This window comes from Caldimonas mangrovi, assembly GCF_023721835.1.
Lineage (GTDB): Bacteria > Pseudomonadota > Gammaproteobacteria > Burkholderiales > Burkholderiaceae_C > Caldimonas > Caldimonas mangrovi.
Map to the genome: position 1 here is coordinate 352,031 of NZ_JAMKFE010000002.1, position 13,661 is coordinate 365,691.

Sequence of the window (13,661 nt, forward strand, 5' to 3'; positions counted from 1 at the left end):
GATGGACAGCAACCGCGACACGATGACCAGCGACGACCTGAGCTCCTTGGCTTGGGTGCAGGAGGAGTTGCGCAAGTCGCTCGATGCCGCCCACAAGGCGTTGCGGCGCTTTCTGAAGGAGTCCGAAGGCGTCGCCGGCTCGGATGTGGACGACGTCGACCCGGCGGTGCTGCGCACCGCCCGCCAGCAACTGCACCAGGGTGTCGGCGCGCTCGAGCTGGTCGGCATGCCGGCGGCTGCGGCCGTGCTGCGCGCCTCCGAGGCGGCGGTGCAGCGTTATGTGCAGAAGCCGCAGAAGCTCAACGCGGCAGCGGTCGATGCGATCGAGAAGGCCTCGTTCGGTCTGCTCGACTATCTATCGCGTGTCCTGACCGGCAAGAAGGTGTCTCCGGTTTCGCTGTTCCCGCAGTACCGCGGCGTGCAGGAACTGGCCGGTGCCGACCGCGTCCATCCGGCCGACCTCTGGAGTGTCGACTGGCGCTGGGCCGAGCTTCCGGCCATCGGCGAGGTGGCTGAGCGTGCCGCCGACGAGTCGACGCGGCAGGAACTCGAACGGCTGCTGCTCTCGCTGATGCGCGGGGCGGCGCCCGCCGCTCGCCAGATGAGCGACCTGTGCGCCGGCCTGGGCGCAGGACCCGTCAGCTTCCAGGTCGCCACGTTCTGGCGGCTCGCGTCGGCCTTCTTCGAGGGGCAGGCGCAGGGACTGTTGCGTTCGGACGTCTACACCAAGCGCGTGGCGTCGCGCATCCTGGCGCAGTTCGGCATGCTGGCGCGCGGCGAGTCGGCCGTGTCCGACCGCCTGGCGCAAGACCTGCTTTTCTTCTGCTCTCAGTGCACTCCGTTCGACCCCGCCGAAGCGCCGAGGCTGGCGTCGGTGCGCCAGGTGTACGGGCTGGATGCCGCCGTGCCGGTGGACTACGAAGTCTCGCACCTCGGCCGTTTCGATCCGGCCCTGCTGACCCAGGCGCGCAAGCGCGTGTCGGCCGCAAAGGATTCCTGGTCCGCGGTGGCCGGCGGCGAAATGCACCGCATGTCCGCGCTGAACGAGCAGTTCAGCCTGGTCGGCGATTCTTTGCGCAAGATCTACCCCGCCGGCGAAGCGCTGGCGCAGGCGTTGCAGCACGCCGTGCAGCAGACGGTCGAGAGCAATGCCAGTCCGGTGCCGTCGCTGGCGATGGAAGTCGCGACCAGCGTGCTCTACCTGGAGGCCTCGCTCGACGACGTGGACTTCGACCAGCCGGATCAGGAGGTGCGCTCCAGCCGTCTGGCCGAACGTATCGAGTCGGTCCGTGCAGGCCGCCCGCCCGAGCCGCTCGAGCCGTGGATGGAGGATTTGTACCGCCGCGTCTCCGACCGCCAGACCATGGGCAGCGTGGTGCAGGAACTGCGTTCCTCGCTGACCGACGCCGAAAAGAACATCGACCAGTTCTTCCGCGACCCGTCCGACCGCAGCGTGTTGATGCCCGTGCCGGGACAACTGACGGCGATGCGCGGTGTGCTGTCGGTGCTGGGCATGGACCAGGCTTCGCACGCCGTGCTCAAGATGCGCGATGTGATCGACGAGCTGATCTCGACCGAAGTCGATCCGGTGCGTGCGGCCGAGGCCGGCACGTTCGACCGTCTGGCCGGGAACCTGGGGGCGCTGGGTTTCCTGATCGACATGCTCAGCTACCAGCCCCAGATGGCGAAGTCGCTGTTCGTGTACGACGCCGAACGTGGCGAATTGCGTCCGGTGATGGGGCGCAGCGAGACCGCGGCGGCGCCGCACGACGAGCCTGTCGAAGCGACGCTGCCGCTGATCATCGAGCCGCGCCTGATCGAGCAGGCACAGAGTCTGGGCGAAACGGCGGTGCGCGAGGACGTGCCCCTGCACGACGTTTCCGAAGGCTTGCTGAAACTGTCGCAGGAAGTGATCGTCGCCGACCAGCCGGCGCTGGTGGCGTCCGTCGCCAGTGCCCAGGAGGCAGTGCAGCAGGCCGAACTCGGCCAGACCAACGTGCACGACGCGCGTGAACAGGTCGCGCAGGCGATGGCAGACTTTGTCGCCACAGCGTCCGACGCGGCGACGCTCGAGCCGTTGCCGACGCCTGCACCTGCGCCTGCGCCGGTTGCCCGTCCGGCACCGGCGCCTGCGACCGGCTCCGGTCTCGAAGAAGACGACGAGATGCGCGACATCTTCCTGGAGGAAGCCCGGGAAGTGATGGGCAACGCCCACGAGGCGGTGGCGCAGCTCGGACGCCAGCCCGACGACATCGAGCAGCTGACCACGGTGCGCCGCTCCTTCCATACGCTGAAAGGCAGCTCCCGCATGGTCGGGCTGAATGAATTCGGCGAGGCAGGGTGGGCGTGCGAACAACTCTACAACGCGTGGCTGGCCGAACAGCGGCCGGCCAACGAGGACCTGCTCGGCCTGACCGCTGACGTGCTGGCCTACCTCGGGGTCTGGATCGACGAGATCGCGGCCCGCACCGAGCCGACGCACCATAGTGCGCCCGTGCGGGCAGCCGCCGATGCGTTGCGCCTCGAAGGTCGCCGTGCCCCGCTGCAGGCCCCCGACGCGCAACCGGCCGTTGCAGCCGAGGGCACGGCTGGATCCGAGCCGTTGCCAGGCGCCACGCTCGAAACGCCGTCCGTGCTGCCCGAACTCGAAATCAGTCTGGACGAATTCGAGGGCGGCGCCTCCGCGGTGCCCCCCGCCCAGCTGCCCGCAGGCGACGTACGACTCGATGGCGACCTTGCGGCCGACGCGTTGCCGGATGTCGTCGAGTCGATCGAGTCATTCGATCTCTCCACCGAGACCCCTGACAACGCGGCTGCGGCGCCGGCGCTCGGCGAGTTGCCGGCGCTGGACGTGTCGTTCGACCTGGATCTCGGTGCGCTCGAGCCGGCTTCCGTGCAAACCATCGTCGAAGCCGCGCCCTCCGGCGCTGCCATGCCGGCGCTTGAAGCCGAAGCCCCGGCGGCCGAGCAGAACAACGATCAGGTCAAGATCGTCGGCCCGCTGCGCATCAGCATCCCGCTTTTCAACATCTACCTCACCGAGGCCGACGAACTGTCGCGCCGCCTGACCACCGAGGTCGCCGAGTGGGCGATGGAACTGCACCGCCCGGTCGGCGAGACGCCGATCGCGCTGGCGCATTCGCTGGCCGGCAGTTCGTCCACGGTCGGTTTCAGTGATCTGTCGCATCTCGCGCGCGGCCTGGAACACGCGCTGATGCGCTCTCAGGCGATCGGCAGCGGCTCCGCCGAAGAGGCCCGTCTCTTCGTGGATGTCGCCGAGGAGATTCGCCGTCTGCTGCACCAGTTCGCCGCGGGCTTCCTGAAGGAGCCGGCGCCCGAGCTGCTTGAACGGCTGTTGCGGCACGAGCTGGAGTCCGCTCGCCTGCTCGAGGCGGTCAACGCCCGCCTGCAGCGCGACGACGTGCACAGCACCGGGGGGCTCGAGAAGCCCGAAGAGACGCTGAAGGTCGAGGTCGAAACACCCGAAGTCCAAGCGCCGCTACCGGTGGACCTGATGCTGCCCGAGGTGTCCGAGTCCGCAGTGTCTCAGGCCGCTGAACCGGCCGTCGAAGCAGCCGAGATCATTGAACCGGCCCCTGAAGTGCCCGAGGCTGTTGCCCCGTCCGCCGAAGCCCCCCAGGCGGCCGAGCCGGCCTTCGAGGCGCCCGTGCCTGCCCCGTCGGTGCCTGCCGAGCCCCAGGTGCCGACGCTGGCGCCGCTGGGGTTGGGACAAGCCGACTTCCGGCAATTGCCGGCGATCGACACCACGGCGCAGTCCACCACCCACGTGACCGGCCTGCCGGGCGGCGTCGACATCGACGACGACATCGATGCGGTCGATGCGGTCGACGCCGACCTGTTCCCGATCTTCGAGGAAGAGGGCCAGGAACTGCTGCCGCAGCTTGCCGGGCAGATGCAGGGCTGGCTCGACCAGCCGCAGGAGCTGAAGCACGCGAACGCCTGCATGCGCACGCTGCATACGTTCAAGGGCGGCGCCCGCCTCGCCGGCGCCATGCGGCTCGGCGAAATGGCGCACCGGCTCGAGACCGCGATCGAGCGCCTGCTGGTGCACGGCGGCGAGATCACGCCGGCCGAACTGGAGCCGCTGCAAGGCCGTGTCGACGCGTTGGCTGCCGTGTTCGAGGCGCTACGCTCGCACGACGCACAAGCTTATGCCGAGGCGACCGCGGCAGTGCAGACCCTGCCGCTCGAGGCCCCGGCCGCGCTGGTCGAGGAGCACGCGCCGAAGGGCGAGTTCTTCACGTCCGGGTCGATGCCGCTGGCACCCGAAGCAGCGACGGACGTCGCCCCGGTCGACGTGCCGGACGCGATCGCCGAGTCGCCGGCCCCTGAGGTGTTTGCTGCACCGGCCGTCCAGCTTGCTCCCGCGTCGACGCCAGGTGTCGACTGGTCACGTTTTGCCGGGTCTTCGTCGCCGACGCCGGTGCAGCCGGCACGCCCGGGCGGCGCCGGGCACCACGCAGCGGTGCGCGTGCGCGCGCAACTGCTCGACCGCCTGGTGAACCAGGCCGGCGAGGTGAGCATCGCCCGCGCCCGTCTGGAATCCGAAGTCACCCAGATCAAGGGCTCGCTGACCGACCTGACCGACAACCTGGAGCGCTTGCGCCAGCAACTGCGCGACATCGAGCTGCAGGCGGAGACGCAGATGAGTTCGCGCATGGAGGCCGCCAAGGCCGAGGGCCAGAACTTCGACCCGCTGGAGTTCGACCGCTTCACGCGCTTCCAGGAAATCACCCGCATGATGGCCGAGTCGGTCAACGACGTGGCCACCGTGCAGCGCACCCTGCAGCGCACGCTGCAGACCACGGAAGACGAACTCGCCGCGCAGGCGCGCCTGACGCGCGACCTGCAGGACGACCTGCTGCGCACGCGCATGGTGGAGTTCGAGGGCCTGTCCGAACGCCTGTACCGCGTCGTGCGGCTGGCGGCCAAGGAAACCGGCAAGCAGGTGCGCCTGGACATCGTCGGCGGCTCGATCGAAGTCGACCGCGGCGTGCTGGAGCGCATGACAGCGTCGTTCGAGCACCTGCTGCGCAACTGCGTGACGCACGGCATCGAGCCGCCGCAGGTGCGCTCGGCGCAGGGCAAGGACGCCGTCGGCACCATCATCGTCTCGCTGCACCAGGAGGGCAACGAGGTGTCGATCGAGTTCCGCGACGACGGCGCCGGCCTCGACCTGGGCAAGATCCGCAACCGTGCGGTGCAGATGAACCTGCTGGCGCCCGACGCCCAGCCGACCGATGCCGAACTGGCCAACCTGATCTTCACGCCGGGCTTCTCGACCGCCGAGACGGTGACCGAGCTGGCCGGCCGCGGGGTCGGCATGGACGTCGTGCGCTCCGACGTGAACGCGATGGGCGGCCGCATCGAGACGGCCACCAGCGCGGGTCAGGGCACCAGCTTCAAGCTGGTGGTGCCGTTGACCACCGCGGTGACGCAGGTCGTGATGATGCGCTGCGGTCAGGTGGTGGTCGGCGTTCCGTCCAACCTGATCGAGATCGTCCGACGCGGCACGGCGAAGGACGTGATGGCCAGCTACGAAAGCAGCGTCTACTCGATGGGCGACCAGATGATGCCGTTCTTCTGGCTCGGTGCGCTGCTGCAATCCAGTGCGCGCGGCACCGAGATCGGCCGCACGGTGCCGATCATCGTGATCCGAAGCGCCCAGCAGCGTGTCGCGCTGCACGTCGACGAAGTGCTCGGCAACCAGGAAGTGGTCGTGAAGAACCTGGGGCCCCAGCTGTCGCGTCTGCCCGGCCTGGCCGGCATGACGCTGCTGGCCTCCGGCGCCGTGGCGTTGATCTACAACCCGGTGGCGCTGGCGACCGTCTACGGCGAAGCGGCCCGCGCGATGACAGCCGCTGCACTGCAACCGGGCGCAGAGGCCCCGTTGCAGCAGGCGGTCGCCATCAAGCCGGTACAGCCCGAGGCGCCCGTCGCCCCGCTGGTGCTGGTGGTGGACGACTCGCTGACGGTGCGCCGCGTCACGCAGCGCCTGCTGGCTCGCGAAGGCTACCGCGTGACGGTGGCGAAGGACGGCCTGGAAGCCCTGGAGCGCCTGAGCGAAGAGCGGCCGACGGTGGTGCTGAGCGACATCGAAATGCCGCGCATGGACGGATTCGATCTGGTGCGCAATATCCGCGGCGATGCTCGCCTGGCACATTTGCCGGTCATCATGATCACCTCGCGCATTGCGCAGAAGCATCGCGACTACGCGGCTGAGCTGGGAGTCAACCATTACCTCGGAAAACCGTACAGCGAAGAGGAGCTTCTGGCGCTGATCGGGCGCTATGCTTCGGAGTCGGACCTGACGCAGGCGGCGGCCTGACGCCGCCTCCGGTGTCGCCAGGCCTCGACGCGCTCAGACCTCGACACTGCCATGCCCAAGGCCATCGACCACCTTGCCGCCCTCACGGGCTACCGTGATCGCGACCTGCTGGACGTGACACTTGCCCACGCGCTGATGGACCTGCTCCATCCGCTCGAGGTGGCGGTCTGGAAACTGGTCGGCGAGGGCGATCAATCTCGTTGGCTGCTGCGCGCCCGGCTGGAGGACCAGCAGGTGACCGCGGTATCCGACCCGCCGTGGGTGGCGTTCGAAGATCTACCACCTCGCGACACGGCCACGCTGCGCAGCGATTGCATCGGCGCGCAGGCGGTGGTGTGCGGCGAGACCGACGACGGCGAGCGCATCACGCTGTTTCCCCTGCTGGCCGAGGGCGAGGCGATCGGCGTCATCGAAGTGCGCACCGAAGCGCCGGTGGGGGCCGGGACCCAGCGCATGGTCAACAGCATCCTGCGCATCTATCGCAACTTCCATGGGCTGCTCGACTACAGCGAGCGCGATACGCTCACCGGCCTGCTGAATCGCAAGACCTTCGACGAAGCGTTCCTGAAGACCGCGCTGCGGCCCGCCGGACCGGCGCAGGGCAGCAGCGACGAGCGCCGGCACGACGCGTCGTCGGCGCGTCACTGGCTCGGCGTCGTCGACATCGACCACTTCAAGCTCGTCAACGACCGTTTCGGCCACCTGATCGGCGACGAGGTGCTGCTGCTGGTCGCGCGCATCCTGCGCAGCACCTTCCGTTTCCAGGACCGGCTCTACCGTTTCGGCGGGGAAGAATTTGTCGTGTTGTTGCGCTGCGCCAGCGAGGAAGACGCGTCCCACGCCTTCGAGCGTTTGCGCCTGAACATGGAGAACTACGTCTTTCCACAGGTCGGGAAGGTCACTGCCAGCGTGGGCTTCACCGAGGTGCTGCCGGGCGACGCTCCCAGCGCCGCTTTCGAGCGTGCCGATCAGGCGGTCTATTTCGCCAAGCAGAACGGCCGCAACCGCGTCTGCGGACACGGTGAACTGGTGCGCCAGGGGCTGCTGAAAGATTCGACCAAGATCGGCGACATCGAGCTGTTCTGAGCGTGCTCGCGAGGCGAGGCAGCCCCAGTTTCAGCGCGTCCGCTTCACGGCCGCGAACCGTTGCAGCGTGCGCTGCCGTGCGTCGTTGTGCGAGACGATGGGCTCCGGGTAGTCCGCTCCCAGGTGCAGGCCGGCCGCCTCCAGTTCCACGGGCTTGGCGAGCCAGGGCGCGTGCAGCGCCGTGTCGGGCAGCTTCGCCAGTTGCGGCAGGTAGCGTCGGATGAAACGGCCCTCAGGATCGAACTTTCGGCTTTGCGCGACGGGATTGAAGATGCGGAAGTACGGCTGCGCGTCGCAGCCGGTCGACGCGGCCCACTGCCAGCCGCCGTTGTTGGCGGCCAGGTCGTAGTCGTTCAGCTTTTCGGCGAAATAGCGCTCGCCCCAGCGCCAATCGATGCCGAGGTCCTTGACGAGAAAGCTGGCGGTGATCATGCGCAGCCGGTTGTGCATGTAACCGGTCTGGTTGATCTGGGCCATCGCGGCGTCGACGAGGGGAAAGCCGGTCCGGCCCTCGCACCAGGCCGAGAACAGGCGCTCGGCGTGTTTGCCGTGCTCCCAGCGCAGGGCATCGTACTCGGGCCGCCAGCTGTGCCCCACGACACGTGGATGGTGGTGCAGGATCTGATGGTAGAAGTCGCGCCACACCAATTCCGACAGCCAGGTCTGCGCACCGCGCGAGCCGGCGCTGCTGCGCTCCCATGCGAGCTGGGCCACTTCACGGATCGACAGCGTGCCGAACCGCAGGTGCACCGATAAATAGCTCGGCCCCTTCACCGCCGGGAAGTCGCGGGTCTCGTGGTAGCGGTCGATCCGCTCGAGGAAGTCGTCCAGCAACTCGTACCCGCCGCGTGTGCCGATCGGCACCTTCAGTTGATGCAGGTTGGTCGGCTCGAAGCCCAGGTCGCGCAGCGGCGGCACACCCCGGCGGTGCTGGGCCGGCCGGGGCGCCAGTGCGTCGGCGTAGCGCGCCACCGGATAGGGTTTCAAGTAAAAGGGCGCCAGTTGCTTCAACCAGGCGTTCTTGTAGGGCGTGAACACGCCATACGCGGTGCCGGCGACCGTCATCACCTCGTCGGCCTCGAAGACGACGATGTCCTTGGCCGTGTGCAGCATCACGCCCACGTCGGCGAGCAGGCCGCGCACTTTGGCGTCGCGCGCATGGGAGGCGGGCTCGTGGTCGTGGTTCGCGTAGACGGCCTGCACATGCAGATCCACCGCCAGACGCGGGATCCATTCGGTCGCCTTGCCGTGCAGCACGACCAGCCCCACATCGGCGCGGCCGTGCTGCTCGCCCAGGTGGCGCAGCGTTTCGTCCAGTTCGACCACGCTGTCGCGGATGAACTCGACGCGTCGGTCGGCCCGCGGCAGCGGGTCGAGGATATCGGTGTCGAACACGAAGGCGCACCAGACGCGCCGGGCGCCCTTCAGGGCGTGGTACAGCGCAGCATGATCGTGCGCCCGCAGATCGCGGCGGAACCAGACCAGCGCCGAGTCCAGGATTTTCTCCATGGGGCGCATGTTCGCAGAGGAATAGAATCCGCGCATGGCCGCCGACCCCGCCAGCATCAACCTGACCAACCAGTTCCTGATCGCCATGCCCGGCATGGCGGACGATACCTTTGCCGGCGCCGTGGTCTACCTGTGCGAACACACCGACAAAGGCGCCCTCGGGCTGGTCATCAACAAGCCGATCGACATCAAGCTGCGCAACCTGTTCGAGAAGGTCGAGTTGACGCTCGACCGCGAAGACCTGGCCGAGACGCCCGTGTTCTTCGGCGGCCCGGTACAAACGGAGCGCGGCTTCGTGCTGCATGAGCCGGTGGGAAGCCACTACAACTCTTCGCTGGCGATCCCCGGCGGGCTGGAGATGACCACCAGCAAGGACGTGCTGGAAGCACTGTCCAACGGCGCGGGTCCCAGGAAGGTGCTGGTGACGCTGGGCTACAGCGGCTGGAGCGCCGGCCAGCTCGAAGACGAGATCGCCCGCAACGGCTGGCTGAACGTCTCGGCCGCACCCGAGGTGATCTTCGACACGCCGATCGAGCGGCGCTACGAGCGCGCGCTATCGCTGCTCGGCATCCACCCCAGCATGCTGATGCAGGAGGCGGGGCACGCATGAGCCCGGCCGGTGCCGACTCGCCCGACCGTCCCCGCAGCTTTCTCGCTTTCGATTTCGGGCTCAAGCGTGTGGGTGTCGCATCGGGCAACTCGCTGACGGGCACCGCCCAGCCGCTGCGCACGGTCGCGGCCGAGGGTGACGCCCGCTTCGCGGCGATCGGCCGGCTGATCGACGAATGGCAGCCCGACGCATTGGTGGTGGGCGTGCCCTTCCACCCGGACGGGGGCGCACACGAGAACACCGTACGCGCGCGTCGCTTTGCGCGTCAGCTGCACGGCCGCTTTCGGCTGCCGGTGCACGAGGTCGACGAGCGCTACACCACCACCGAAGCGCAGGCGGCCGGCGTGCGCGATGCCGACGCGGCTGCAGCCTGCATCATCCTCGAACAGTACCTGCGGACGACACCGACATGAGCACCTTGCATCTCGACGCCGAAGCGATCTACCTCGACCTGAAAACCGGCGTGCACGGCCTGTTGCGGCCGGACAGCGTGCTGGTCGGCATCTGGTCCGGGGGAGCCTGGCTGTCGGAGCGGTTGCAGCGCGATCTGGCGCTGCCCGGCGAGCACGGCGTGATCTCCAGCGCCTTGCACCGCGACGACTTCGGGTCGCGCGGGCTGTCCGGCGGCGCCGATCACACCAGATTGCCGTTCGACGTGAAGGACCGCCACATTTTGCTGATCGACGATGTGCTCTACACCGGCCGCACGACGCGGGCGGTGCTCAACGAGCTGTTCGACTTCGGCCGCCCCGCCAGCGTGACGCTCGCGGTGCTGGTCGACCGCGGCGGGCGCGAACTGCCGATCCAACCGGCCTTCTCGGCCGCACGCGTGTCGCTGCCGCCGACGCAGCGGCTGTCGCTCGCGCGTGACGAGCAGGGCCGCTTCAGCTTCGACGTCAAGGCGCTGTCACTCTGAGAACAAAAGTCCCCCAAGAGGCCGTCATGCTCTACAAGCGCAACCCGCAGCTCAACAAGAACGGCGAGCTGATCCACCTGCTGTCGATCGAGGGCCTGCCGCGGCAGGTGATCCACCACATCCTCGACACCGCCGAGACCTTCCTGAGCGTCAACGATCGGGAGGTCAAGAAGGTGCCCCTCTTGCGCGGCAAGAGCGTGTTCAACCTGTTCTTCGAGAACAGCACCCGCACGCGCACCACCTTCGAGATTGCCGCCAAGCGCCTGTCGGCCGACGTGCTCAACCTCGACATCGCGCGCTCGTCGACCGCCAAGGGCGAAAGCCTGCTCGACACCATCGCCAACCTGTCGGCCATGCACGCCGATATGTTTGTCGTGCGTCACAGCGAGTCGGGCGCGCCGTACCTGATCGCGCAGCACTGCGCGCCACACGTGCATGTCGTGAATGCCGGCGACGGCCGCCACGCGCACCCGACCCAAGGGCTGCTCGACATGTACACGATCCGCCACTACAAGAAGGACTTCACCGGGCTGACCGTCGCGATCGTCGGCGACATCGTGCATTCGCGCGTGGCGCGCTCCGACATCCATGCGCTGACCACCCTCGGCGTGGCCGAGGTGCGCGTGGTCGGCCCCAAGACGCTGGTGCCCGGCGACCTGAAGGAGATGGGCGTGCGCGTGTGCCACGACATGAAGGAAGGCATCCGCGACGCCGACGTGGTGATCATGCTGCGGCTGCAGAACGAGCGCATGAGCGGCGCGCTGCTGCCGTCGGCCGGTGAATTCTTCAAGAACTTCGGCCTCACGCCCGAGAAACTGGCCCACGCCAAGCCCGACGCCATCGTGATGCACCCCGGCCCGATCAACCGCGGCGTCGAGATCGACTCGGCCGTGGCCGACGGCAAGCAGAGCGTCATCCTGCCGCAAGTGACGTTCGGCATCGCGGTGCGCATGGCGGTGATGTCCATCATCGCCGGCAACGAGGCCTGACCGAAGCACGGGGCAGCAACACATGAAGATCCTCATCAAGAACGGCCGCCTGATCGATCCGGCCTCCACTCTGGACCGCGTCGGCGACGTCGCCATCGCTGCCGGCCGTATCGTCTCGCTCGGCAGCGTCAGCGCCGACTTCGGCGCAGACCGCGTGATAGACGCGGGCGGCCTGGTCGTCGCCCCTGGGCTGGTCGACCTGTCGGTGCGGCTGCGTGAGCCGGGCCATGAGCACGAAGGTATGCTCGAAAGTGAAATGGCGGCTGCGGTTGCCGGTGGCGTGACCAGCCTGGTGTGCCCGCCCGACACCGATCCGCCCCTCGACGAACCGGGCCTGGTCGAGATGCTGAAGTTCCGGGCGCGCAACCTCAACCAGTCGCGGCTGTACCCGCTAGGCGCGCTGACGCGCGGCCTGGCCGGCGAGGCGCTCACCGAGATGGCCGAGCTGACGGAAGCCGGCTGTGTCGGCTTCTCGCAGGCCGACGTGGCGCTCGAGAACACGCTGGTGCTGCAGCGCGCGCTGCAGTACGCCGCAAGTTTCGGCTACACCGTCTGGCTGCGCCCGCAGGACGCGCACCTCGGCAAGGGGGTGGCGGCGAGCGGAGCGGTCGCGACACGGCTGGGCCTGTCGGGCGTGCCCGTCATCGCCGAGACCATCGCGCTGCACACGATCTTCGAACTGGTGCGCACCATCGGCGCACGCGTGCACCTGTGCCGGCTCAGCAGCGCCGCGGGTCTGGCGCTGGTGCGCGCAGCGAAGGACCAGGGGCTGCCCGTCACCTGTGACGTCAGCGTCAACCACCTGCACCTGACCGATGTCGACATCGGCTACTTCAATGCAGCGATGCGGCTGACGCCGCCGCTGCGCCAGCAGCGCGACCGCGATGCGATTCGCGCCGCGCTGGCCGACGGCACCATCGATGCGCTGACCAGCGACCACACGCCGGTCGACGAAGACGCCAAGACGCTGCCTTTCGGTGAAGCCGAGCCGGGTGCGACCGGGCTCGAACTGCTGCTGAGCCTGGCGCTGAAGTGGGGCCGGGACACCGGCGCCGGCCTGATGCGGCCGTTGGCGGTGGTCACGAGCGAGCCGGTGCGCGTGCTAGGCGACGCGATCGGATCGCTGGCGTCCAGCACTGGGCGCCTGGTCGAGGGAGGCTTGGCCGACCTGTGCCTGTTCGACCCGGAAGCAACCTGGCGGGTCGAGCCTGCACAACTGAAGAGCCAAGGCCGCCACACCCCGTTCACCGGCTACGAACTGCCAGGCCGCGTGCGCTGCACCGTGGTGGCCGGGCAGGTGGCCTACGAGTCCGAGCTGCCGACGGCCTGACGATTCACCGGACGCAAAGCGATGCGCGCGATGGTGCGGCTCGTCCGGCTGGTGTTGCACGTGCTGCACGGGCTTGCCATCGTCCTGCTGCGCTTCGATCGGCTCGACGCCCCGGCGCGGCGCGAACGGGTGCGCTGGTGGTCGCTGAAGCTGCTGCGCCTACTGGACATCGAACTCATCGTCGGCGGCACGCCGCGTCCCGGTGCGAAGCTTTATGTCGCCAATCACATCTCCTGGCTGGACATCGTCGCGATCAACGCCGTGTCGCCCGCGCGCTTCGTGTCCAAGGCCGAGGTGAAGCGCTGGCCGCTGATCCACCGGCTGGTGTCGGCGGCCGATACGCTCTACATCGAGCGTGAGCGGCGGCGCGATGCGATGCGTGTGGTGCACCAGGTGGCCGATGCACTGCGTGCCGGCGACACGGTCGCGGTGTTTCCCGAGGGCACCACGTCCGACGGCACCGCCTTGCTGCCGTTTCACGCCAACATCCTGCAGGCGGCCATCGCGACCGAAGCGCCGGTGCAACCGATCGCACTGCGCTACAGCGACGCCGATCATGCCGTGAGCCGGGCGGCCGCCTATGTCGGCGATACCAGCCTGGTGCAATCGCTGTGGTGGGTCGTGTGTGCTCGTTCGCTGCAGGTGCGTGTCGGCTTCCTGCCGGCCGAAGGCACCCGGCATGCCGACCGGCGTGCACTCGCGCAGGGCCTGGCCGACCGCATTGCCGCCCATCTGTCGACACTGCACTGACAGGCCCCGGGGCGCAGCCGGCGCTCACTTGCGGGCCTCGGCGTTCAAGTTTTTCTGCCGTCTGCCGAAATCCGGTCAGGGAGGGTGTCCTGGGGAGGTCACGCAGTTCGACTCCGCACAAG

9 protein-coding genes are annotated in these 13,661 nt (G+C 68.4%); 8 read left to right on the plus strand and 1 reads right to left on the minus strand.

The genetic code is table 11. The features are described 5' to 3' along the window. Position 1 precedes the first annotated feature (1 nt). Together M8A51_RS04235 and M8A51_RS04240 are read left to right on the plus strand one after the other, a co-directional pair. Entirely contained in the window at positions 2-6,349 is a 6,348-nt protein-coding gene (locus M8A51_RS04235) for a hybrid sensor histidine kinase/response regulator (RefSeq protein ID WP_251776875.1), read from the plus strand. Positions 6,350-6,400: 51 nt separating this feature from the next. Beyond that, positions 6,401-7,435 carry a GGDEF domain-containing protein gene (locus tag M8A51_RS04240; protein WP_251776876.1) on the plus strand — a complete coding sequence of 345 codons (1,035 nt, stop codon included), beginning with the start codon at positions 6,401-6,403 and terminating at the stop codon, positions 7,433-7,435. Between the two features lie 30 nt (positions 7,436-7,465). Here M8A51_RS04240 and M8A51_RS04245 read toward each other — a convergent pair whose 3' ends face one another. Further along, positions 7,466-8,944 carry a cryptochrome/photolyase family protein gene (locus M8A51_RS04245; RefSeq protein WP_251776877.1) on the minus strand — a complete coding sequence of 493 codons (1,479 nt, stop codon included), beginning with the start codon at positions 8,942-8,944 and terminating at the stop codon, positions 7,466-7,468. 34 nt (positions 8,945-8,978) lie between these two features. On the opposite strand from M8A51_RS04245, the gene M8A51_RS04250 reads away from it, so the two are divergent. Genes M8A51_RS04250 through M8A51_RS04275 form a run of 6 tightly spaced genes read left to right on the plus strand, consistent with a single transcriptional unit; the run spans position 8,979 to position 13,539 of the window. Continuing rightward, complete coding sequence (locus tag M8A51_RS04250; protein ID WP_251776878.1) at positions 8,979-9,554, plus strand: YqgE/AlgH family protein; 576 nt, start codon at positions 8,979-8,981, stop codon at positions 9,552-9,554. Further along, positions 9,551-9,967 (plus strand): Holliday junction resolvase RuvX, encoded by a 417-nt coding sequence (ruvX, locus tag M8A51_RS04255; protein ID WP_251776879.1) that lies wholly within the window; start codon positions 9,551-9,553, stop codon positions 9,965-9,967. The genes M8A51_RS04250 and ruvX overlap by 4 nt, the downstream gene beginning before the upstream one ends. After that, positions 9,964-10,470 (plus strand): bifunctional pyr operon transcriptional regulator/uracil phosphoribosyltransferase PyrR, encoded by a 507-nt coding sequence (pyrR, locus tag M8A51_RS04260; RefSeq protein ID WP_251776880.1) that lies wholly within the window; start codon positions 9,964-9,966, stop codon positions 10,468-10,470. Before ruvX ends, pyrR begins: the two co-directional genes overlap by 4 nt. 26 nt (positions 10,471-10,496) lie before the next feature. Then, the gene (locus M8A51_RS04265) at positions 10,497-11,459 is read left to right on the plus strand and encodes an aspartate carbamoyltransferase catalytic subunit (RefSeq protein ID WP_251776881.1); all 963 of its coding nucleotides are present in this window, start codon (positions 10,497-10,499) and stop codon (positions 11,457-11,459) included. Positions 11,460-11,481: 22 nt separating this feature from the next. Then, the gene (locus M8A51_RS04270) at positions 11,482-12,789 is read left to right on the plus strand and encodes a dihydroorotase (protein WP_251776882.1); all 1,308 of its coding nucleotides are present in this window, start codon (positions 11,482-11,484) and stop codon (positions 12,787-12,789) included. Between the two features lie 30 nt (positions 12,790-12,819). After that, the gene (locus tag M8A51_RS04275) at positions 12,820-13,539 is read left to right on the plus strand and encodes a lysophospholipid acyltransferase family protein (RefSeq protein WP_368408519.1); all 720 of its coding nucleotides are present in this window, start codon (positions 12,820-12,822) and stop codon (positions 13,537-13,539) included. The last annotated feature ends 122 nt before the right edge of the window (positions 13,540-13,661 follow it).

Bases quoted from the DNA above. Each gene is read 5' to 3' on its own strand.
- M8A51_RS04235 (WP_251776875.1), top strand. From the start codon at position 2: ATGGACAGCAACCGCGACACGATGACCAGCGACGACCTGAGCTCCTTG.
- M8A51_RS04265 (WP_251776881.1), top strand. From the start codon at position 10,497: ATGCTCTACAAGCGCAACCCGCAGCTCAACAAGAACGGCGAGCTGATC.
- M8A51_RS04250 (WP_251776878.1), top strand. From the start codon at position 8,979: ATGGCCGCCGACCCCGCCAGCATCAACCTGACCAACCAGTTCCTGATC.
- M8A51_RS04240 (WP_251776876.1), top strand. From the start codon at position 6,401: ATGCCCAAGGCCATCGACCACCTTGCCGCCCTCACGGGCTACCGTGAT.
- M8A51_RS04270 (WP_251776882.1), top strand. From the start codon at position 11,482: ATGAAGATCCTCATCAAGAACGGCCGCCTGATCGATCCGGCCTCCACT.
- M8A51_RS04245 (WP_251776877.1), bottom strand. From the start codon at position 8,944: ATGGAGAAAATCCTGGACTCGGCGCTGGTCTGGTTCCGCCGCGATCTG.
- pyrR (WP_251776880.1), top strand. From the start codon at position 9,964: ATGAGCACCTTGCATCTCGACGCCGAAGCGATCTACCTCGACCTGAAA.
- M8A51_RS04275 (WP_368408519.1), top strand. From the start codon at position 12,820: ATGGTGCGGCTCGTCCGGCTGGTGTTGCACGTGCTGCACGGGCTTGCC.
- ruvX (WP_251776879.1), top strand. From the start codon at position 9,551: ATGAGCCCGGCCGGTGCCGACTCGCCCGACCGTCCCCGCAGCTTTCTC.